Source organism: Stutzerimonas stutzeri (genome assembly GCF_000219605.1).
GTDB classification, from domain to species: Bacteria; Pseudomonadota; Gammaproteobacteria; order Pseudomonadales; family Pseudomonadaceae; genus Stutzerimonas; species Stutzerimonas stutzeri.
Window position 1 is genome coordinate 1,455,464 of record NC_015740.1, and the last position, 20,984, is coordinate 1,476,447.

The 20,984-nt window shown below is 63.6% G+C and carries 17 protein-coding genes and 3 pseudogenes; 11 read left to right on the forward strand and 9 right to left on the reverse strand.

Translation table 11 applies throughout. The features are described from left to right. Window positions 1-16 precede the first annotated feature (16 nt). The gene (locus PSTAB_RS06970; protein WP_013982287.1) at window positions 17-562 is read left to right on the forward strand and encodes a TetR/AcrR family transcriptional regulator; all 546 of its coding nucleotides are present in this window, start codon (window positions 17-19) and stop codon (window positions 560-562) included. A 3-nt stretch (window positions 563-565) separates the two neighbouring features. On the opposite strand, the pseudogene PSTAB_RS06975 reads toward PSTAB_RS06970, so the two are convergent. Next, a pseudogene (locus tag PSTAB_RS06975) lies at window positions 566-904 on the reverse strand (helix-turn-helix domain-containing protein); the annotation flags it as partial. 13 nt (window positions 905-917) lie between these two features. On the opposite strand from PSTAB_RS06975, the pseudogene PSTAB_RS06980 reads away from it, so the two are divergent. Next, window positions 918-1,193: pseudogene (locus PSTAB_RS06980) on the forward strand (4-hydroxybenzoate 3-monooxygenase); the annotation flags it as partial. Window positions 1,194-1,234: 41 nt separating this feature from the next. Here PSTAB_RS06980 and PSTAB_RS06985 read toward each other — a convergent pair. The 4 genes and pseudogenes from PSTAB_RS06985 to PSTAB_RS07000 all read right to left on the reverse strand — a co-directional run bounded on the left by PSTAB_RS06985 (window position 1,235) and on the right by PSTAB_RS07000 (window position 6,967). Continuing rightward, window positions 1,235-3,372: pseudogene (locus PSTAB_RS06985) on the reverse strand (TonB-dependent siderophore receptor). Between the two features lie 189 nt (window positions 3,373-3,561). After that, window positions 3,562-5,112, reverse strand: coding sequence for a sensor domain-containing diguanylate cyclase (locus PSTAB_RS06990; protein WP_013982290.1), 1,551 nt, complete (start codon window positions 5,110-5,112; stop codon window positions 3,562-3,564). 377 nt (window positions 5,113-5,489) lie between these two features. Then, window positions 5,490-6,470, reverse strand: a complete 981-nt coding sequence (locus PSTAB_RS06995) for a lipid A deacylase LpxR family protein (RefSeq protein ID WP_013982291.1) — start codon at window positions 6,468-6,470, stop codon at window positions 5,490-5,492. Between the two features lie 263 nt (window positions 6,471-6,733). Further along, window positions 6,734-6,967: a hypothetical protein gene (locus tag PSTAB_RS07000; protein WP_013982293.1), complete on the reverse strand. Its 234-nt coding sequence runs from the start codon at window positions 6,965-6,967 to the stop codon at window positions 6,734-6,736. Window positions 6,968-7,179: 212 nt separating this feature from the next. On the opposite strand from PSTAB_RS07000, the gene PSTAB_RS07005 reads away from it, so the two are divergent. The 5 genes from PSTAB_RS07005 (at window position 7,180) to PSTAB_RS07025 (ending at window position 11,349) form a co-directional block, all read left to right on the forward strand. Next, entirely contained in the window at window positions 7,180-8,055 is an 876-nt protein-coding gene (locus PSTAB_RS07005; RefSeq protein ID WP_013982294.1) for a YihY/virulence factor BrkB family protein, read from the forward strand. Between the two features lie 156 nt (window positions 8,056-8,211). Next, window positions 8,212-9,327, forward strand: a complete 1,116-nt coding sequence (locus PSTAB_RS07010; RefSeq protein ID WP_013982295.1) for a glycosyltransferase family 4 protein — start codon at window positions 8,212-8,214, stop codon at window positions 9,325-9,327. Then, complete coding sequence (locus PSTAB_RS07015; RefSeq protein WP_013982296.1) at window positions 9,320-10,081, forward strand: DUF2334 domain-containing protein; 762 nt, start codon at window positions 9,320-9,322, stop codon at window positions 10,079-10,081. Before PSTAB_RS07010 ends, PSTAB_RS07015 begins: the two co-directional genes overlap by 8 nt. Next, entirely contained in the window at window positions 10,078-11,070 is a 993-nt protein-coding gene (locus PSTAB_RS07020; protein WP_013982297.1) for a lysylphosphatidylglycerol synthase transmembrane domain-containing protein, read from the forward strand. The genes PSTAB_RS07015 and PSTAB_RS07020 overlap by 4 nt, the downstream gene beginning before the upstream one ends. An 87-nt stretch (window positions 11,071-11,157) precedes the next feature. Further along, window positions 11,158-11,349, forward strand: a complete 192-nt coding sequence (locus PSTAB_RS07025) for a CsbD family protein (protein WP_013982298.1) — start codon at window positions 11,158-11,160, stop codon at window positions 11,347-11,349. A gap of 66 nt (window positions 11,350-11,415) precedes the next feature. Here PSTAB_RS07025 and fdxA read toward each other — a convergent pair whose 3' ends face one another. After that, window positions 11,416-11,739, reverse strand: coding sequence for a ferredoxin FdxA (gene fdxA, locus PSTAB_RS07030; RefSeq protein WP_003285709.1), 324 nt, complete (start codon window positions 11,737-11,739; stop codon window positions 11,416-11,418). A 121-nt stretch (window positions 11,740-11,860) separates the two neighbouring features. Further along, window positions 11,861-14,440 carry a DNA mismatch repair protein MutS gene (gene mutS, locus PSTAB_RS07035; protein ID WP_013982299.1) on the reverse strand — a complete coding sequence of 860 codons (2,580 nt, stop codon included), beginning with the start codon at window positions 14,438-14,440 and terminating at the stop codon, window positions 11,861-11,863. Window positions 14,441-14,910: 470 nt separating this feature from the next. Between mutS and PSTAB_RS07040 the strand changes: the two genes are divergently transcribed. The 4 genes from PSTAB_RS07040 to recX all read left to right on the forward strand — a co-directional run bounded on the left by PSTAB_RS07040 (window position 14,911) and on the right by recX (window position 18,221). Next, window positions 14,911-16,023, forward strand: a complete 1,113-nt coding sequence (locus PSTAB_RS07040) for an acyltransferase family protein (RefSeq protein ID WP_013982300.1) — start codon at window positions 14,911-14,913, stop codon at window positions 16,021-16,023. Window positions 16,024-16,120: 97 nt separating this feature from the next. Continuing rightward, window positions 16,121-16,618: a CinA family protein gene (locus tag PSTAB_RS07045; RefSeq protein ID WP_013982301.1), complete on the forward strand. Its 498-nt coding sequence runs from the start codon at window positions 16,121-16,123 to the stop codon at window positions 16,616-16,618. Window positions 16,619-16,701: 83 nt separating this feature from the next. After that, entirely contained in the window at window positions 16,702-17,748 is a 1,047-nt protein-coding gene (gene recA, locus PSTAB_RS07050; RefSeq protein ID WP_013982302.1) for a recombinase RecA, read from the forward strand. Window positions 17,749-17,753: 5 nt separating this feature from the next. Then, window positions 17,754-18,221: a recombination regulator RecX gene (recX, locus tag PSTAB_RS07055; RefSeq protein ID WP_013982303.1), complete on the forward strand. Its 468-nt coding sequence runs from the start codon at window positions 17,754-17,756 to the stop codon at window positions 18,219-18,221. A gap of 76 nt (window positions 18,222-18,297) precedes the next feature. On the opposite strand, the gene PSTAB_RS07060 is transcribed toward recX, so the two are convergent. Both PSTAB_RS07060 and PSTAB_RS07065 read right to left on the reverse strand, forming a co-directional pair. After that, a complete protein-coding gene (locus PSTAB_RS07060; RefSeq protein WP_013982304.1) occupies window positions 18,298-19,389 on the reverse strand; it encodes an LOG family protein in 1,092 nt (363 codons plus the stop codon). A 112-nt stretch (window positions 19,390-19,501) separates the two neighbouring features. Then, complete coding sequence (locus PSTAB_RS07065; RefSeq protein WP_013982305.1) at window positions 19,502-20,911, reverse strand: MBL fold metallo-hydrolase RNA specificity domain-containing protein; 1,410 nt, start codon at window positions 20,909-20,911, stop codon at window positions 19,502-19,504. Between the last annotated feature and the right edge of the window lie 73 nt (window positions 20,912-20,984).

Consider the following 20,984-nt stretch of genomic DNA (forward strand, 5'->3'; position numbering starts at 1 on the left):
ATTAAAAGGGGCGTCGGTGGGCAGAAAGAAGACAATCGATCGCGAAGCGTTGCTGGATGTGGCCGAGGGCATCGTCAATCGGCAGGGCGCTGCCGCGCTGACCATTGACGCAGTCGCCAAGGCGGCGGGCATTACCAAGGGCGGCGTGCAGTACAGCTTCGGCAGCAAGGACGACCTGATCAATGCCATGTTCGAGCGTTGGGGCAAGGGCTATACGGAACAGTTCCAGCGCATCGCCGGAGACGATCCTGACCCGCTGACGGCGGTGCGCGCCCATGTCGAGGCGACCCGCGCCTCGGATTCGGACGCCGATGCCAAGGCCGCGAGCCTGATGGCGGCGTTGCTGCAGACGCCCGAGCACCTGGCTTCGACCCGCGCCTGGTATCAGGCGCGCCTGGCCGGCCTCGATACGTCCAGCGAGGCGGGCCGGCGGGCGCGGCTGGCCTTCTTTGCCACGGAAGGAATCTTCACGCTGCGCTTCTTTCGCCTGATGGAGATCAGCGAAGAGGAGTGGCGCGACGTGCTTGGTGACATCGCCGCGCTGGTGCGCGCCGACAGCTGATGCTCAAGCGCCGCTGGGCTGCTGACGGAAGTCCTTCGGCGATCGCCCGGTCATTCGCTTGAAGAATCGGGAAAAGTACGCAGGCTCGGAAAATCCAAGTTGATCCGAGATCTGGCTGATGGTCATGGACGTGTAGATCAGCTCCCGCTTGGCCTCCAGCAACAATCGCTGGTGCAACAACCCCAGGGCGGTGTGACCGGCGAAGCGTCGGGCCAGCGTGTTGAGGTAGGCCGGGCTGATGTCGAGCTGCATGGCATAGGCTTCTACCGAGCGCTGCTGGCGGAAGTCTTGCTCCACCAGGCGTGTGAAACGTGCCAGCAGTTCCTGTCCGCGACTCGGCCGTTACCGACGCACCAGCGATGTCAGCACGCTGTACCGCATCCTGCTCAACGTGTATCGAGAGGGGCGTGTCGACCTGCTGGAGCGTTATTCGCCGATCTGTCTGCGGCGCATCTGGAAGGCCGAGCGCTTCTCCTGGTGGATGACCGGCCTGCTGCATCGCTTCCCGGATACCGATGCCTTCGCCCGGCGTATTCAGGCGAGCGAGCAGGATTACTTCACCAGCACGCCGGCGGCGCTGACGACCATTGCGGAAAACTATGTGGGGCTGCCCTATGAGGCGGTGCAATAGCGCGAGCGGGAGCGCAGCCAGGGTGGCTGCGCCCGCGGAGGTCAGAGGCTGATCGAGATGCCGGCCTGCAGGGTGCGAGGCTCGCCCGGATAGGCCCAGGCGTTCCAGGCGCGTTCCTCGTAGTGCTTGTCGAACACGTTGTTCAGGTTCAGGTTCAGCCGCACGTTTTCGGTAAGCGGGTAATAGGCCAGCAGATCGACCAGGCCGTAGCCGTCCATGTCGAAGGTGTTGTTGCTGGTCTGCCCCTGGCGATCGCTGACGTACTTGAGCCCGACACCGAGGCCGAGGCCGGCCAGGGGGCCGCCGGCGAACTCGTAGGTATCCAGCAGGTTGAAGCTGTGGCGTGGCACGTTACCCAGGCGAGACCCGGACGGCATGCTGGCGCTGGTGCTTTTGGTGACTTCGGCGTCGACATAGGCATAGCCGCCGATCACACGCCACTGCGGGGTGATGTTGCCGGCCAGGTTGATATCGAAGCCGCGGCTGCGTACTTCGCCGGCGGCGACGCTGCGGGTGCTGTCCAGCGGATCGTTGGTCAGCACGTTCTCCTTGACGATATGAAACATCGCCGCGGTCAGGCTCAGGTCACGGTCGGCCATGTCGTACTTGATGCCGACCTCGTGAGCGACGCCTTTTTCCGGGTCGAAGGAATTACCCAGGCGGTCGGCGCCGCGGTTGGGCTTGAACGAGCGCGAGGTGTTGGCGAACACCGCCAGCTCGTCGGTGAGGTCGTAGATCAGCCCGAAGCGCGGGGTGACGGCGTTATGCGCCTGGTCCCAGTTCCCGTTGGGGTTGAGCTTGTCGTTATAGCGCTGCTCGAAGCGCTCGATGCGCGCGCCCAGTTGCGCCTTGAGGCGTTCGGTCAGGGCGATCTGGTCCTGGAGGAAGAAGGCGTAGGACTCGAGGTTCTCGCTGTCGTGGGTGGTGGTGCGGGTCAGCGCCGGCAGCGGCTGGCCGTGTACCGGGTTGTAGATATCTATGGGGTAGGCCCCAGCACCGGGCGAGCGGATGATCAGCGAGTTGTAGTTGAACTTGTCGTACTCCACACCCACCAGCAGGGTATGGGCGAAGCCGGCGAGGTCGAAGTTGCCTTCGGCGTTGGCCTGGGCATTGACGTCGTTCCAGTTCAGCCAGCGTTCGTTGTAGTTGCGTCCGACCAAGCTGGTACCCGGCGACAGACCCATCGCATAGCTGTTGCTGTTGTTCTCCACGGCGCCGCCGTAGATCTCGCCATCGAGATACTGCACGCCGCCACGCAGCGTCCAGCTCTCATTGAGCAGATGCTCGATACGCAGCTGGGTGGTGGCGTTCTCGTTGGTCAGCTTGCCGGCAGCCTTTTCACCGAGGAAGTGGTCGCGCGGAAGCTTGCCCTGCTGGTTGGCGTAGCGGGTGACCCCGCGGTCGAGCGGGTGGCGATTATGCAGGTAGTCGCCTTCGAGGGTGATGGCGGTGGCTTCGTTGAGCTGCCAGCGCAGCACGGGAGCGACGTTGTAGCGCTCGCTCTCGACGTCGTCGCGGAAGCTGTCGCCACCTTCGGCTACCAGGTTCAGGCGGTAGGTGAAGTCGGCCTGCTCGTCCAGCGCACCAGTGGTGTCCAGAGTGCCGCGACGCAAGCCTTCGCTGTTGACCTGGCTGCCCAGCACGGTGCGGCGCTCGGCCTGCGGCTGCTTGCTGACGATGTTGAAGGTGCCGCCCGGGTCGCTGCGGCCGTAGAGCATGGCGGCCGGGCCGCGCAGCACTTCGATGCGTTCGATGGTGCTAGCGTCGGGCATGTTCGGGTAGCCACGGTTGACGGCGAAACCGTTGCGATAGAACTCCTGGCTGTTGAAGCCGCGAATCAGGAATCGGTCAGGCCCTGCCCGCCGAAGTTGTTGCCGCGCTCCACGCCGCCGGCGTAGTCGAGCGCATCTTCCAGGCGCACCGCGCCGATGTCCTGTACCACCTGTGCCGGCACCACGCTGATCGATTGCGGCGTGTCATGAATGGCGGTGTCGGTCCGTGTCGCGCTGGCCGAGCGGGTGGCGCGATAGCCTTGTACTGGCCCGTCGGCGCGTTCGGCAGATGCGGTGACCTGCATTTCCTCGAGCGCCAGCGGCGTCGAGGGGGCGTCGTTGGCGTAGGCGGCGAGAGGGCTGGTGAGGGTCGGAACCGCAAGCATCGAGACGATAAGGCGCCGCATCGGAAGCTCCTTGAAGGGGAGCGAGGGCGCGCATCCTAATATCAATAACAACTATTATCAAACAGGATATGTTCTCATCTTCATGCGACGAAACCGCTGCGAGGCAACAGATGGCGTGCACCGCTCCGTGCAGGCTCCGCACGCGAAGTGTCAGCGTTGCGTCAGGACCGTTGGGGGCTGCCTGAATCGCTACGCGGCGGCGACCACAGCGCGGTCTCGGCCGGCTCGTTTCGCCTGGTAGAGTGCGGCGTCCGCGGCCTTGAAGGTGGCATCGGCGTTCGGGTAGTCGCCGCTAAAGGCAATGCCGACTGAGGCGGTAACCGGCGTTCCGGTCGGGCTTGTGGTTTGCCTCAGCCGTGTCAGCAGGCGTTCGGCGGCAACGCTGGCACCCGTGGCATCAGTCTCGGGTAGCAGCATCAGGAACTCCTCGCCACCCATACGACAGAGCACATCGGTGGGGCGCGAACATTCACGCATCTCCGCCGCCAGGAAGCGAAGCACTTCGTCGCCGACATCATGGCCGTGCTGGTCGTTGACCTGCTTGAAATGATCGATGTCCAGTGCCAGCGCCGCATAGCCCTGATCGAGCAGTTCGAACTGCTTGAGGGCCAGCTCCAGGCCGCGACGATTGCGCAGACCGGTCAGCGGGTCGGTCATGGAGGCTGCCTCCAGTGCGCCCATCTTCTGTTGCAGCAGCGACACGCCGGTCAGCATCGCCACCTTCAGACGGGCAACTTCGAAGTACCAGGAGTTGACGGTAGAGATGCGCTGCGCGGCCTCTGGTGCACCCCAGTGCTCGGCGGTATCGGCCAGCGCGCGGATTGGTGAGGAGATGAGTTTGGACAGCCACCAGAACACGGCGAGGGAAAGGATGGCGAACGGCACCGCGTTGAGCAGCGTCGCGCGTGCCAGCTGGGTGAGCTTGGCGGTAATGGCGGCCGTGGGACGCTGGGCGATGATGCCCCAGCCGGTGCTCTGGATGGGGGCGTAGCCCGCCAGCATGTCCACGCCACGGGTGTTGATCACCCGCTGGCTGCCTTCCTGGCCTTGCAGCACCTGCTGTACGACAGGATTGCTCGATACATTCTGCCCGACCCGCTCGCCGTCTTCGTGGAACACCAGGTTGCCCTGGGTATCGACGACGTACAGGTACGAGCCGTCGCGGTAGTAATGGACGCCCAGCAGGCCATGCAGTGCGTTGCGTTCACGCAGGAACAGCGAGGCGCTGATGAAGCCTCGATAGCTGCCGTCGGCGCCAAAGATCGGATGGGATATCGCGATCAGGTAGATGCCGTCCGTGGCGGTGTACGGGTCGGTAATCAGCGGGGCGCGTTCAGTCAGCGCGCGGGTCGCACCGACGCTGTTGACCTTCATTCCCACTTTCAAGCTGCTTCCCGGCGAGGCGGAGAGAATCTCCCCGGCGGCGCTGACGATGATGGCTCGACTGAACTGGTCGCTCTTGAGCTTGAGCCGCTTCGTCTCACTATCGCGGGCCTCGGGATCGTCGAAGCGGGTCGACAGCGTTTCGGCTGCGAAGGCCAGTTCACGGCGGCTGTTCACGAAGAACTGATCGGTCGTGTCGGCCAGCTTGCGGGCATAGGCCCGGTTGGCCTCCAGTGTCTGATCGAACAGCTGGTCGCGCTGGGAACTGTAGCCAGCGAAGAAGCTGTTGGCGAAGGTCAGCAGGCCTGCCACCAGTGCCAGCAGCAGCGTGAGTTTCTGTAGATCCAGCCGGGACATGAAGCTTCCATTCCGGGTCGTGCTTGGCGTCGTCGCCAATGAAGGGTTTGGTAAGACTTCGTGCCGAGAGGAAGCCACTGGCCAGCAATGATACATGACTGTTGCGTCTGACACGGGGTCGGCCAGCCAGCTGGCGTTGCTGCATGCGCATGGGCTCGGCGCCAGCGGGCTAGATGTGCTGGAGCAGCTGCGCCGTCGGGCGTCCTGCGTCAGCGCTGGTGACGAGCAGGTCGCATCGGCGGCTCAGCCCCGGCACCGACGGCTATCCGCTCAAGCCATTCAACCTGTGCGAACTGAGCGTTCGCATCGAGGCGGTGTTGCGGCGGGAGACTTGCGAATGCGCGACGCAAACGGCACCGACGCCCGTCGGTGAATCATCAGAGAGCAGTGGACAGGGTGATCGAGCCGAACTGGTCATGCTCCTTCTGCCCCTGGAATTCGCGACTGCGCCAGACGCTGGCGAACGCCAGCTGCCAGCGACTCCAGGTCAGCGCCACGCCGAGCTTGGCGTCGCCGACCCATTCGCGGCGGTCCACCGAGTGGCTGTCCTCGAACGTGTTGCCGTCCAGCAGCATGTTGTGGGCCATATAGCGACCCTCGAGATCGGCAAAGCCGTACCAGGCGAAGTCGCCGCCCGGGCGGAAGAGCTGGCTGCCGCTCTGGGCCGGCGTGACCGCCGGGATGCTGAAGCTGCGTTGCAGGTTCTGCCCCAGGCGCAAACCGAGCCCGGCCGAGCCATAGCGGTAGAGGTTGCCGAGGGCGAAGCCGAGGCTGGGGCCGTATTCCAGCTCAAGCCCGGCGAAGCGTTGCTGCAGCCACCAGCGATGCTGATAGCCCAGATTGACGAAGGCTTCGTTCTCCAACTGATTGTTCCAGCCGTTGGGCTCGTCACTGCTGGTGACCTTGTGTACGGCGCGTTGCAGCCGCTTGCCGCCGGCGGCAGGACCGACCATGCCGACATCCAGATGCAGCCCCTGGGCCGCGCGCCAGCCATCGTGCTGAGTATCGGAAAACATCGACATCCCGGCGAACAGCAGGCCGGCATAGGGGCGGTCGTTCTCGATCAGACTTTCGGTTTCGATCTCCTTCGGCGTGTAGATCTGATGGCCGAAGCGGTAGGCGACGTTGTCGAGGTTGCTCCCCGACCAGCCCGGCAACAGGTCGGCGAAGCGTCGGGTCCAGTTCTGCTCATCCGGCGCGAAGCCCCAGATGACTTCCACGCCGTTGGTGTAATGACCATCGCTGCCAGTGGCAATGATGTCGTTTTCCACCTTGAGGGAGAGGATGTCGGCGTGGCCAAGGGCGGGCACGAGCGATGCGGCGAGCAGGCACAGGCACAGCAAAGAACGAGCATGCATGATCTGACTCCTGGCTTACATTCTTGTTTGTATGTCTTGTCTCGGACCGTATTCCTTTCCGCCGGTTCGCTTGTGCGAATGGCTGGACTTGATGGGGCGGCGGAGGGGGAACGCAGGTCCGTACCGACGGATGGCGCAGCAACTGCCGGCCGATCTGCTGCGTTCAGGTTAGTGCATGACTTCACGTAGCGAAAACGCCGATTGGCGGACAGAAATCGGATTTCTGCCCGCCAATCGGTTTTTGCAGGTATGCCCTGGGGTGTTCAGCGAGCGCTGCTCAAACCTGCGCTGCCGGGCGGCTGCCGTACGATGCGTGGTCGCGAAGCCGAAGGTTCGCTCTTGCGCTGCAGGTGCCGGATCGTGCGTTTGAGACGCTGCACCTTGTCCTCCAGTTGGAAGACCTTGCGGTTGTTGTAGAACATGCCCAGCACGAACCCCACCGAAGTGAAGACCAGGCCATAGATGAGTGCGGCTTCATAGAGATAGCTGGAAAACATCCTGTCGTCCTCTGCGTGTAATGACGGCCTCGCTCGTCGAGCGACTCGGCCCAGAAGGTCTGATGCCAATCTGCCCTTATGTGACCGAGCGCACATTGAAAACGTTCCCGCTGATGGCTACTCCTTTGGCCCCCGGGCATCGCAGCGAACTCTCCGGCAGTGCGGTCGTCCCATTTTTAGACCGCAACACTTCACTGACCGGGGAATCTTCAATGGCCATGCTGGACACCCGCGGCGTCGGGGCTTTTACCTTGCTCAAGCGCACTCTCAAGGAATTCAGCAGCGACGACATGTCGACCTACGCCTCGGCGCTGGCCTATCGGGGGCTGTTCGCCATGTTCCCGTTCCTGGTCTTTCTCATCGCCTTGCTGGGCTTTCTCGACCTGCAGAATTTTTTCGACTGGCTGCGCATGCAAGCGGAGCTGGCGCTGCCGCCGGTGGCAATGGAGCAGATCAATCCGGTCATCGACCAGTTGCAGGAACAGCAGGCCGGCTTGCTGTCGTTCGGTATTCTGGTGGCGTTGTGGACGGCATCCATCGGCTTTCGCTCGCTGATGAATGCGCTTAACAAGGCTTACGACGTGGAAGAGGGAAGACCCACCTGGAAGCTGATCATTCTGGCGCTGGCCTACACGGCCGGTGTCGCTGTGCTGCTGCTGTTCACCGCGGGGCTGATGGTGATCGGCCCCCAGGCCATGGAATGGCTGGCCGGGCAGGTGGGCATGCGCGAGCTGGTGGTGGTGCTCTGGACCTGGCTGCGCTGGCCGGTGATCGTGCTGATGCTGATGCTGGTGGTCGCGCTGCTCTACTACGTGGCGCCGGACGTGGAGCAGGAGTTCCGTTTCATTACACCCGGCTCGGTGCTGGCCGTGCTGGTGTGGATTCTGGCTTCGGTCGCCTTTGGCGTCTATGTGCAGAACTTCGCCGACTACAACGCGACCTACGGCAGCATCGGCGCGATCATCGTGCTGCTGCTATACCTCTACATATCGGCCGCGGTTCTGCTGTTCGGCGCCGAGCTCAACGCAGTCATCGAGCACGCCTCGGTGGAGGGCAAGGATCCGGGCGACAAGCAGATGGATGGCTGAGCCGCCGTCCGGCGCTCCGCTGCGAACGACCCTTCTACGTGACGGTCATTTATTTCATTACAGAATTATTCCGCAGGGATTGCGGAGCGGGCCGTCGAAGCGTCGGCCTGTCCGGCGAAGACCGGGTTCTGCAACGGGACCGAACGGAGAAGTACCTTGCATATCGCGGACATGACCATGTTCTACGCACCTGCCAGCGGTGGCGTGCGCACCTACCTAGAGGCCAAGCATCGCCGGTTGCAGCTTTACTCGGGCGTGCGTCACAGCATCCTGGTACCGGGCGGTGATTACAGCCACAACGACGGGCTTTACCAGGTTCCAGCGCCCATCCTGCCGTTTGGCAAGGGCTACCGTTTTCCCATTCGGCGTGCGCCCTGGCGCAACCTGCTGCGCTCACTGCGCCCGGATCTGATCGAGGTGGGCGACCCCTACATGACGGCCTGGGCCGCGCTGGACGCCGGGCGCCGGCTGAACGTGCCGGTGATCGGCTTCTACCATTCCGACCTGCCGCTGCTGGTCAGCAATCGTATCGGCAGCTGGTTGGGCACCAATCTCAATGGCTACGTGTCGCGTCTGTATGGCAGTTTCGATCGTGTGCTGGCGCCCAGCGAGGTGATGGCGGACAAGCTGATCCATCTCGGGGTGAAGAATGTGTTCGTGCAGCCGTTGGGCGTCGACCTGGACACCTTCTGCCCCCAGCGTCGCGACCCGGAGGTGCGCCGGGAGCTAGGCCTGGCGGACGACACGCGGCTGATGATCTTCGCCGGGCGCGGCTCGCGGGAGAAGAACCTGCATATCCTGCTGGAGACTGCGCGCCAGCTGGGCAAACCGTATCACTTGCTGCTGGTTGGCTCGAGCATGCCGCAACGGGTGCCGGACAATGTCACGGTGATCGATCGCTTCTGCCCAGCCAGTGAGGTGGCGCGCTTCATGGCCAGCAGCGATGTGCTGCTGCACGCCGGCAATCAGGAAACCTTCGGCCTGGTGGCGCTGGAAGCCATGGCGTGCGGTATCCCGGTAGTCGCGGCGCGGGCGGGTGCATTGCCAGAACTGGTGCCGTTCTACAGCGGGCGCCTGTGTCGGCCGCTGGATGCCAGGGCGATGGCGCATACCGTACGCGAGCTGTTCGAAGATGATCCGCGCCTGCTCGGGCAACAGGCCCGCCAGCATGTCGAGGCGCACCATGCCTGGGATGCGGTGGTAGCCGGCCTGCTCGCGCATTACCACGCCGTACTGGGCACGGCAGAGCTGCCGGTGGCGGTACATGGCTGAGCGCGCCCTGACCCTGGTGTTGCACGACGTCGCGGCAGAAACCTGGCCCGACTACCGTCCCTTCGTCGAGGCGGTGGATGCCATCGGTGGGGTGCCGATCACCTGGCTGGTGGTACCGGATTTCCATCGGCGCAACCCCCTCGACCAGCAGCCGGAGTTTCGCCGCGTGCTGGATGCGCGCGTGCAGCGCGGCGACGAACTGGTGTTGCACGGTTGCTACCATGCCGACCTCGAACCTGCTCCGAAAACGCCGCGGGACTGGTTCATGCGTCGGGTATACACCCATGAAGGCGAGTTCTACGGGCTGGACGAAAACGCCGCTGGCGAACGCCTGCGGCATGGGATGGCACTGTTCCAGCGCTATCAATGGCCATTGCATGGTTTCGTTGCTCCCGCCTGGTTGATGGGCGAGGGCACCCGGCGCGTGCTGGCCGGCAGCGGCTTGGTCTATACCAGCGACCCCCGGCATTTCTATCTGTTGCCCGCGTTCACGCCCATTGCCGCGCCCGGCCTGGTCTGGAGTGCCCGTAGCGCCTGGCGGCGCGGTGCGTCCTGGCTGGTCAGCGAGCGGCAGCTGCGGCGCAGCCAGGCGGCGCCATTGCTGCGCCTCGGCCTGCATCCCGTGGATATGCGTCACGAGTTTTCCCGTCGCTACTGGCTCGATGTGCTGATGCGGCTATTGCATCAGGGGCGCCGACCGATGACGAAGATCGCTTGGCTGGACCGCTACCGTTCCACGAGCACCGCCGCATGAATCGACGCTGGTGGCTGTTGGGTGGCGCGCTGCTCGCAGCGGCTATGGTGCCGCTGTTGCTCGGCGGTACCGGCCTGTTCGAGCGGCTGCGCCATTTCCCTGGCAGCCTGTTGGTCACCATGCTCGCCATGGTGCTGGTCGGCTGGAATCTCAATGCGCTGCGCCTGCGCCTGCTGCTGGGGCGGCGCAAGCTGGGCCAGCGGCGTGCCTTCGGAATCGTGGTGGCGACCGAGTTCGCCATCTGTGCGACGCCTGGCGGTGCCGGCGGCCCGCTGACCTTGATGGCGCTGCTGATGCGCCAGGGCGTCGCGCCGGCCAAAGGCACCGCGACCTACGCCGTCGAGCAGCTGAGCGATCTGCTGTTCTTCGCCTGTGCCCTGGTCGGCGTGCTGATCTATGCGCTGACTCATGCCCTGAGCACGCATATCGCCAGCCTGCTGGGCTTCAGTGCGGCCTTGCTGATCGGGGTGATGGTGCTGCTGGCGCTGCTTGGACGCTTCCACCACCAGGTCTTCCTGCTCAACGGCTGGCTGGTGACGCGGCTCGGCATGAAGGAAACGCGCAAGCGGCGGTGGGCGCGCAAGGTGCTGGGCTTTCGCAACGCGCTGGTGGACTGCTTCCGTCTGCCACGGCGAATCCTGCTTGCGGTTTTCGGGCTGACCACGCTGCACTGGCTGCTGCGCTTCAGCGTGCTCTACCTGACCCTCCAGGGGTTGGGAAGCGAACTGGCCTGGGCCTGGACCTTCCTCGTGCAACTGCTCGCGCTCACCGCCGGCCAGGTCAGCCTGCTGCCCGGCGGTGCCGGCAGCGCCGAGCTGGCCTCGGCGGCGCTGCTGACGCCCATGGTGGGCAAGTCGACCACGGCCGCGGCGATCCTGATCTGGCGGTTCGTGACCTATTACTTCTACCTGATCGTCGGCGCACCGGTATTCCTGCAGCTGGCAGGGCGGCCGCTGTTGCGCCGGCTGATGCCGTCGCGGCATGCCTGAGCGGCTCTAGCCCGATGGCCGGGAGAAACTAACGCTTCGCTCGGGCGGTCCACCCTATGTCATCAATGAAGAAGCGAGGATCACGCCATGAGCAGTACCGAAGACAAGGTCAAGGGCAACACCAACGAAGCCGTAGGCAAGATCAAGCAGGGTGTGGGCGAAGCGACCGACAACCAGCGTCTGAAAGGCGAGGGCCAGCGCCAGGAAGTCAAGGGCGAGGCTCAGCAGGTCAAGGGTGATGTCAAAGACACCCTGAAAAAGGGCATCGACAAGGCCTGAACGGCTTGCCCCACAAATGAAAATGCCCGCATCGAGCGGGCATTTTTTTTGAGCGGTGTTGCGCGATCAGCGCTCCAGGTACTGCAGCTTGTCCTTCACGCCGTCCCACTCTTCGGCATCGGCCAGTGCATCCTTCTTCTCGGTGATGTTCGGCCAGACTTCCGCCAGATCCGCGTTCAGCTCGATGAACTCCTGCTGGTCTTCCGGTACCTCGTCCTCGGAGAAGATCGCCTGGGCAGGGCACTCGGGCTCACAGAGGGCGCAGTCGATGCACTCGTCCGGGTGAATCACCAGAAAGTTCGGGCCTTCGTAGAAGCAGTCCACCGGGCAGACTTCCACGCAATCGGTGTATTTGCACTTGATGCAGTTGTCGGTGACGACGAAGGTCATGTCTAGCTATCTCCTCAGGCGTGTCAGGTAGGCGTTACGGTGACGCCCCTGCGAGTAGGCGGCACAGGCAAATGCCGCTTATCAAAAAAATGCGCGCGATTCTAGCAGCTTTCGCGGCGTATCAAATGCGTGATTTCAAGCTGTATAGCAGCTCCAGCGCCTGGCGCGGCGTCACATCATCGGGATTGATCCGCCCCAATTCCTCGAGCACCGGATGCGGCAGGCTGGCGAACAGGTCGCTCTGCATCGGCGGCGCTGGCTGGCCGGGTGCCATTCTCGGCGCTTCGTGGGGCAGGCTGGTGGTTTCCAGGCGCGACAGATGGTCGCGTGCACGCTGGATGACTTCGCCCGGCACGCCTGCCAGTTGCGCCACCGCCAGGCCGTAACTCTGGCTCGCCGGACCGGGTAGCACGTGGTGCAGGAAGACGATGCGCTCGTTGTGCTCGGTGGCCGAGAGGTGCACGTTGGCCACCACCGGCTCGCTTTCCGGCAGCACGGTCAGTTCGAAGTAGTGGGTGGCAAACAGCGTGAAGGCGCGCAGCCGGGCCAGCTGTTCGGCGGCGGCCCAGGCCAGCGACAGGCCATCGAAGGTGCTGGTACCGCGGCCTACTTCGTCCATCAGGACCAGGCTGCGGTCGCTGGCGTTGTGCAGGATGTTGGCGGTTTCGCTCATTTCCACCATGAAGGTGGAGCGCCCGCCGGCGAGGTCGTCCGACGAGCCGATGCGGGTGAAGATACGGTCCACCAGCGAGAGCTCGCAGGCAGCCGCCGGGACAAAGCTGCCGATCTGCGCCAGCAGCACGATCAGCGCAGTCTGGCGCATGTAGGTGGACTTACCGCCCATGTTCGGCCCGGTGATGACCAGCATGCGGGTAGCGTCGTCGAGGGCGAGATCGTTGGCGACGAAAGGCGTCTCCAATACCTGCTCCACCACCGGGTGACGGCCCTGCTCGATGCGCAGGCAGGGTTGCTCGACGAAGCGCGGGCGGTTCAGATCGAGATTCAGCGCCCGCTCGGCGAGGTTGCTCAGCACGTCCAGTTCGGCCAGTGCGGCGGCGCTTTCCTGCAGCGGTGCCAGGTGGCCGATGAGCATTTCCAGCAGCTCGTCATAGAGCAGCTTTTCACGGGCCAGGGCACGGCTCTTGGCCGACAGCGCCTTGTCCTCGAACTCTTTGAGTTCCGGGGTGATGAAGCGCTCGGCGCCCTTGAGCGTCTGCCGGCGGATGTAGTCGGCCGGCGCCGATTCGGCCTGCTTGCTCGGCAGCTCGATGAAGTAGCCGTGGACGCGGTTGTAGCCGACCTTGAGGTTGGCCAGCCCGGTGCGCGCTTTCTCGCGAGTCTCCAGATCCATCAGGTACTGGCCGGCGTTCTCGGAGAGCGACTGCAGCTCGTCCAGCTCGGCGTCGTAGCCGGTCTTGAGCACACCGCCGTCGCGAATCACCGCAGGCGGATTGTCGATGATGGCGCGCGCCAGCAGGTCGGCCAGTTCCGGGTAGGTGCCGATGCTTTTCGCCAGTCCGAGCAGATGCGGCGCCACCAGATCCTGCATGCCGGCCTGCAGCTGCGGTAACGCGGCGAGGGCGTCGCGCAGGCGCGCCAGATCGCGCGGGCGGGCGTTGCGCAGACCGATCCGGGCGAGGATGCGTTCCAGGTCGCCGATGTCCTTGAGCTGCGGCTGCAGCTGCTCGAAACGGTAGTGTTCGAGCAGGCAGGTGATCGAATCCTGGCGCGCTTCGAGAATCTCGCGGTTGCGCAGCGGGCGGTTCAGCCAGCGGGTCAGGAGCCGCGAGCCCATGGCGGTCTGGCAGCGATCCATGACCGATTGCAGCGTGTTGTCGCGGCCACCAGAAAGGTTGACGTCCAGCTCCAGATTGCGCCGACTGGCGCCGTCGAGGATCACCGTGTCGTCGAGGCGCTCGTGGCGCAGGCTGCGCAGGTGGGGCAGGGCGGTGCGCTGGGTTTCCTTGGCGTAGGCGAGCAGGCAACCGGCGGCGCCGATGGCCAGCGTCAGGTTCTCGCAGCCGAAGCCCTTGAGGTCTTGGGTGGAGAACTGCTGGCAGAGGCTCTTGAATGCCGAATCGCGATCAAAATCCCAGGGCGCGCGACGGCACACACCGCGGCGTTTCTCCAGCGGCAGGCCCTGCGGCCAATCGTCGGGGATCAGCAGCTCGGCCGGGCTCAAACGCTCCAGTTCCGCGAGCAGGGTTTCCCAGCCCTTGAGTTCCTGCACGCTGAAGCGGCCGCTGGCGATGTCCAGCACCGACAGACCGAACAGGCGCTCATCGCCGACTACTGCGGCCAGCAGGTTGTCGCGGCGCTCATCGAGTAGCGCTTCGTCGCTCACCGTACCGGGGGTGATGATGCGCACCACCTGGCGTTCCACCGGTCCCTTGCTGGCGGCCGGGTCGCCGATCTGCTCGCAGATCACCACCGACTCGCCAAGCTTCACCAGCCGCGCCAGATAACCCTCGGCGGAATGGAACGGAATGCCTGCCATCGGGATCGCCGTGCCCGCCGACTGCCCGCGTGCGGTCAGGGTGATGTCGAGCAGCGCGGCGGCTTTCTTGGCATCGTCGTAGAACAGCTCATAGAAGTCGCCCATGCGGTAGAACATCAGCTGGTCCGGATGCTCGCGCTTGAGTCTCCAATATTGCTGCATCATCGGCGTATGGGCGGAAAGGTCGGCGTTGGGCTTGGTCATCGGTTTGCGTGCGGTTCGTTGAGTGGCGGGTAAGGCTATCGGATGACGATGCGGTCGGATCGTCCGCAGCCAGGTTCCCGCGGGAAAGCCGGCAAGGTTAACACGGGCCGAGCGGCTCGACAGGTGACGACATGGGACAGTCTGAGCGACGTTCAGGTGTCATTTGTCGGGCCGGGCACAGAAGGCGTTGACAAGCGAACCGGAGCTGTTGGTAACTCTGGTCTGTCGACAGGTTGCCGGTGCGCTTCGGGCCTCGTGTACGCCGGGCCTGCGACTCCCTCGATCACGCAGTCGTGCAGGCCCCTCGGTGCCTGTCGCGGTAGCTTGCCTGATTATCGCTCGTGCTTCGCCGCCCTGTGGATTGCAGCCCCGGCCATCCCGCCTCGGCGAATGCCTGTTCTACCCCCTCGCGTCAGTTCTTCCTGCAGTAATGCTGGCGACCTCCCTTTCTGGTCAAGTGAGCAGCAGACATGTCTCGACTACTCGGACTCGACGCCCTGCGCGGCGTTGCGGCGTTGTGCGTTGCCTATTCCCATCTGATCGCAAAAATGAAGCGTGACGGCCATTTCGATGGGCTGACCAGCGATCTGTTTCTTGTCAGCAAAACGGTACTGGATGTCGGCAAGACCAGCGTGCTGGTGCTGTTCGCGCTGAGCGGCTATTTCGTCGTTGCGGCGCTGTACAAGAGCCGCCATCGCTACGAACGGCCGATCGCGGCGTTCGTCTATCAGCGCTTCTTCAGGCTGTTTCCCCTGTACTGGCTATCGCTGCTTCTCGGCGTGATGTTTCCTTGGGACGATCCGGCTCGGGTGTTCAGTCCGGCTGTCATCGCGATCAATGCGACGATGCTGCAAGGCTTCGTGTTTGTCGAAAACGTGATCGGTTTGTACTGGACGCTGCAGATAGAGCTGACCTTCTATGTGCTGTGCATTGTCATCTTCGCGCTGCGTCTGGGCGGCTCGGCCAAGCGCGATCTGCTGTTTCTGCTGGCCCAGTACGTCTTTACCCTGCTGCTCGCGTTCCTGCGCTACAAGCTGGAAATGAAGCTGCCGGTGGCTCTGCCGCTGATGCTGAGTGTGTGTTTCCTCGGCGCATTGTGGAAGGCCACGGATAACGGTCGCGCACCCGATACCGGGCATTACGCGCGCATCGCAGTGGGCCTGTTCTACCTGTTTCTGTTGCCGATCTGCGTGCTGGCCTACTCGCGCGATACCGGTCTCGGGGAAACCTGGTATCGCTACTTCGTCAGCTATGCGGTGGGCGTTGCGGTCTTCATTGGCGCGACACGCATCAGCGGCAAAGGGCTGCGCTGGATCGCGCCGCTAGGTGGGATCGGCTATATCGTCTTCCTGTCTCATCCATCGGTATTCGCAATCGCCGAGCGACTGGGCTTCGGCGCTGGAGCGCTGGCCATTCCCGGCCCGCTCTACATCGCGGTGATGCTGTTACTGGTGACGCTGTTCGGCTTCTTCGTCAAGCGAACCCTGGCAGATCCCATCCAGCGCTATGGTGATGCAGTGGTAAGCCGTCGCGGACGGAGCATCGGCGAGCGTGTCGTGCTGCCGGTTCGCCAGGATGCCTGATGGGCGACGCGTAACTCGACCATTGGCCATCCGGATGGCTGAACTCGGGAGCCCGCTGGTGTAGGGTATCGGCCACTTTCCTTCGGCTGGAGCCCTGATGAATCTCACCGAACTGGCGGCACAGCTGGGTGATGCGCTGCAACGACTGGGTGCGCAAGTCAGCACTGCGGAATCCTGCACCGGTGGTGGCATTGCCGAGGCCATCACCCGTATCGCCGGCAGCTCGGCCTGGTTCGAGGCCGGCTACATCACCTATTCCAATGCCCAGAAGACGCGCCAGCTCGGCGTACCGGCGGAGCTATTCGAGCAGGTCGGCGCGGTCAGTGCCGAAGTGGTGCAGGCCATGGCGCGAGGCGCGCAGCGCAACAGTGGTGCGCGCTTTGCGGTGGCTGTCAGCGGCATTGCCGGACCCGGCGGCGGCACGGCAGAAAAACCGGTTGGTACGGTCTGGATTGCCTGGGCAGATGATTCGCATCTGCAGGCCCAACGCTATCTATTCGCCGGTGATCGCCAGGCCGTACGTGAGCAGACGGTGGCGGCGGCGTTGCAAGGTTTGCTTGCGCTGGCGGTCGGAGAAAAACAGTTTCGGGGCTAGGCGAGTAAATTTGCCTATGTTCTAATACTGGCTACTTATACAGTTGTTGTGGCCTCCGGCCCTCTTGATCAAGTGAGGATTTGATGGACGAGAACAAGAAGCGCGCCCTGGCTGCAGCCCTGGGCCAGATCGAAAAGCAGTTCGGCAAGGGTGCAGTGATGCGCATGGGCGATCATGATCGCCAGGCCATTCCGGCCATTTCTACCGGCTCGCTGGGCCTGGATATCGCGCTTGGAATTGGCGGCCTGCCCAAGGGCCGTATCGTCGAGATCTACGGTCCGGAATCCTCCGGTAAGACCACCCTGACCCTGTCGGTAATCGCTGAAGCGCAGAAGATGGGCGCCACCTGTGCCTTCGTCGACGCCGAACACGCGCTGGACCCGGACTACGCTGGCAAGCTGGGCGTGAACGTCGACGACCTGCTGGTTTCGCAGCCTGATACCGGCGAGCAGGCGCTGGAAATCACCGACATGCTGGTGCGCTCCAACGCGGTGGATGTGATCATCGTCGACTCCGTGGCGGCGCTGGTGCCCAAGGCCGAAATCGAAGGCGAGATGGGCGATACGCACGTCGGCCTGCAGGCCCGTCTGATGTCTCAGGCGCTGCGCAAGATCACGGGCAATATCAAGAACGCCAACTGCCTGGTCATCTTCATCAACCAGATCCGCATGAAGATCGGCGTGATGTTCGGCAGCCCGGAAACCACCACCGGTGGTAACGCGCTGAAGTTCTACGCCTCGGTTCGTCTGGATATTCGCCGTACCGGCGCGGTCAAGGAAGGCGACGAAGTGGTCGGCAGCGAAACCCGCGTCAAGGTAGTGAAGAACAAGGTGGCGCCGCCCTTCCGTCAGGCTGAGTTCCAGATCCTCTATGGCAAGGGCATCTACCGCAATGGCGAGGTCATCGATCTCGGCGTGCAGCAGGGCCTGGTCGAGAAATCTGGCGCCTGGTATGCCTACAAGGGCAACAAGATCGGTCAGGGCAAGGCCAATGCCGCCAAGTATCTGGAAGACAATCCGGAAATCGGTCGCGAAATCGAACAGCAGATCCGCGACAAGCTGCTGGTGGTTTCCGGCGGTAGCAGCAAGGCGAACGTGGTCAGCGAAGATCTGGTCGACGCCGATCTCTGATCCCCATGGCCGCCGTGCTCGATAACCCCGTCGCGGTGCGGCGGGCAGCCATGGACCTGCTGGCTCGCCGCGAACATGGTCGTGTCGAGCTGGCCCGCAAGTTGCGCCAGCGTGGCGCCCCGCCTGATCTGATCGAACAGGCTCTGGATCGCCTCTGCGAACAGGGCCTGCTGTCGGAATCCCGTTACCTCGAAAGTTTCGTCAGAAGCCGAGCCAACGCCGGCTATGGGCCGTTGCGCATCCGTGAAGAGCTTGCGCAGCGCGGATTGCCGCGCGCGGATATCGAGCAGGCGTTGCGCGACAGTGGCTTCGACTGGAGCGAGCAGCTGCGAGAGCTGTGGCAACGCAAGTTCGCCGGAAGCCTGCCGGCGGATGCGCGGGAGCGCGCCAAGCAGGGGCGCTTTCTCAGCTATCGCGGCTATCCGCTGGAGTTGATCAGCCGCCTGTTGCGAGGCAATGGTTCGGCTGATTGATCGCTGGGTTCGAGCGCAGGCGTGCCTGATGCGGTTTCGCAGTTCGACAGAGCTGAGCCGTGGCGCTGGCGCGCCCTCAGTCCTCGTTGTCCAGCGGCCGCACCCAGTTGGCCGGTTCGTTGACGTAATCGGTGAGCTCGCGCAATCGACCATGGTTGCGGCCGTTGAATACGAAGCTCAAACGCGGCAGTCGCTGCAGTTCCGGTTCGTCCAGTTCGGACTCACAGCAGTTCTGCTGTTCGAACGAGCCTGTCAGGCACAGGTCGACGAATTCCTCGTTCAGGTATTCCATGGCCTGTTCGTTGAGCTTGTGGTTCAGGCGTAGAACGAAGCGATCCTTCAACCAGCGGCTGGAGTGGAAGTTGCGGTAGAAGTTGGCGATCTCCTTCGCCGCCTCGTTGGCATCATCCACCAGGCGCATCAGACGCATGTCGCTGGGCAGGATGTAGCGATTCTCTTCCAGCTGGCCGCGCATGAAGCGCAGTGCATCCTTCCAGTAAGTGCCACCGGGTTCGTCGAGCAGCACGACGGGCACCAGTGGGCTCTTGCCGGTCTGGATCAGTGTCAGCACTTCGAGTGCCTCGTCCAAGGTGCCGAACCCGCCAGGGCAGAGCACCAGGGCATCCGCCTCCTTGATGAAGAACAGCTTGCGGACGAAGAAGAAGTGGAACGAGAGCAGGTTTTCGGTACCGCCAACCGTCGGGTTGGGGTGCTGCTCGAACGGCAGGGTGATGTTCAGGCCCAGGCTGTTGTCGCGACCGGCCCCTTCGTGGGCGGCCGCCATGATGCCGCCACCGGCACCGGTGATGACCATGAAGTTGTAGTGCGCAAGCGTGGAGCCCAGCTGACGCGCCAGGGCGTACAACGGATGTTCGACCGGTGTGCGCGCGGAACCGAATACCGTGACCTTGCGCCGGCGCTTGAACTGGTCGAGGCGGCTGAATGCATGCTCCATCTCGCGCATGGTCTGCAGCAGGATCTTGGCGTCCCAGCGGCTGCGATCGGCCTGCGCCATGCGTGTGACGGTCACCAGCATTTCCCGGTACAGCGGCAGGTTGGGACTGTTGGCCGGAACGACCATGGCCGCCAGCTCATCGATCTTGCTTTCCAGTTCGGCGCCGCTGGTTTGGAAGTGTCGCGACAGATAGTCATCCGGATCAAAGGACATACAACATCTCCATGTATGGGCGTCGCGTTCAGGCTATAGGCTGCGGCCGGTGGGCTCAAGCATTGGCGGCCGCTGGTGGCCCGGGCGCGGAGGCTCGGGCCAGTCGTCCCGCTCAGAGCGCGATGCGATCGCCGAGTTCCGGAATGCGGGCTTCCCAGCCAAGACGATCCCGAATGGCTTGTTGCAGGACCTGCATTTTTTCGGTTTCGCCGTGGACGAGGTAGAGCTCCGGCCGATTCTCGAAGTTGCTCACCCAGTCGATCAGCTGCGATTGGCCTGCATGGGCCGAGAAACCGCCGAGGGTATGCACCTTGGCGTTCACCGCGATGCGCTGGTGCAGCAGCTTGACGCTGCCGGCACCATCGACGATCGCGCGGCCCAGAGTGCCTCTGGCCTGGAAACCCGGGATGACCAGGTGGCATTCCTCGCGCCAGAGGTTGTGTTTGAAGTGATGCAGGATGCGCCCGCCGGTGCACATGCCGCTGCCCGCGATAATGATCACGCCGCTCTTGAAGCGGTTGATCGCCATGGACTCTTCGGGTGTCGGCGTGGACTTGAGAATCGGCAGCCAGCGCTCGGCGTAGAGCTTGCCACTGGCGCCGCTCAAGGCCGGATCGATGCCGTTGAGGTCCAATTGGTCCTTGTAATGTGCGTAGATGGCATTGGCGCCGATGGCCATGGGGCTGTCGAGAAACACTGCCTGCTGCGGCAGTCGCCCTTCACGGTAGAAGCGGCCCAGGTAGTAGATCAGGTCCTGCGTGCGTCCAACGGCGAAGGAAGGCATCAGCACGTTGCCGCCGTCGCGGTGGGCCTGCTGCAGGATACCGGCCAGCTCTTCGATGGTGTCCTCATGGCTGCGATGGTCGCGGTCGCCGTAGGTCGACTCCATCAGCACCACGTCGGCCTCCTTGAGCACCGTCGGGGCGGGCATCAGCGGTGAGCAGACATTGCCCAGATCACCCGAGAAGACCAGTCGCCGCGTCCTGCCATGGTCGTGTACATCCATCTGGACGATGGACGAGCCGAGGATATGTCCGGCGTTGTGGAAGGTCACCGCGACGCCCCGGGCAACCTCGAAGGTTTCGCCGTAGGGGGGAGGGGCGCGCTGCCCTAGGGTTCGCTCTGCATCGACGCGGGTGTACAGCGGCTGAACCATGGGCTTGCCGATGCGTGCGCGCCACTTGTTTTCCCACTCGGCGTCCTTCTCCTGGATCTGCGCCGAGTCCAGCAGCATCAGCTCCAGCAGCTCGGCTGTCGCCTCGGTGCAGTGCACCGGGCCGCGGTAGCCGAGGGCGACCAGCCGTGGCAGCAGCCCGCTGTGGTCGATATGGGCATGGGACAGGACCACGGCGTCCAGGCTCTTCGGATCGAAGGCGAAGGCGGCGCGGTTGTCGCTTTCCTCCTCCCGGCGGCCCTGATGCATGCCGCATTCGAGCAGAACCCTTGCGCCGTCGTGTGTCTCAATGAGGTAGCAGGAGCCGGTTACCTGTTGAATGGCACCGAGAAAACTGAGCAAAGCCATGTTGCCTTCCTGTTCGTACGATGATGTCCACTGTGCCCGCTCGGTTGCCACGACCACTTGATACATATCAGAG